Consider the following 398-nt stretch of genomic DNA (forward strand, 5'->3'; position numbering starts at 1 on the left):
CAACTGGCACTTTACCCATTTTAGATGCTAGCGCAACCGTAGTCGCAATCGCTTCTTCAGAAGATTTCTCACCGCGGATAACTTCAACCAGTGGCATACGATGTACTGGGTTAAAGAAATGCATACCGACGAAGTTTTCTGGACGCTCAAGTGCTTCTGCTAAATAAGTAATAGAAATCGTCGAGGTGTTTGACGCTAGGATACAATCGTCTTTAACCAAACCTTCAACTTCTTTGAGTACCGCACGCTTGACGTTTGGATTTTCTACGACTGCTTCGATAACGATATCAGTCTCTGCAAAATCACCATAATTCAAAGTTGGACGGATACGGCTTAGCGTTTCGCCCATTTTCGCTGGGGTCATCTTTTTGCGTTCGACCATTTTGCCAAGTAGCTTG

General features: G+C 44.2%; 1 protein-coding gene. It reads right to left on the reverse strand.

The features are described from left to right. Window positions 1-398: 3-hydroxyacyl-CoA dehydrogenase NAD-binding domain-containing protein (locus V7D75_RS13385; RefSeq protein ID WP_333614951.1), on the reverse strand; the 398-nt coding region annotated here is incomplete at both ends.

Source organism: Psychrobacter sp., from assembly GCF_036731945.1.
Taxonomy (GTDB): domain Bacteria; phylum Pseudomonadota; class Gammaproteobacteria; order Pseudomonadales; family Moraxellaceae; genus Psychrobacter.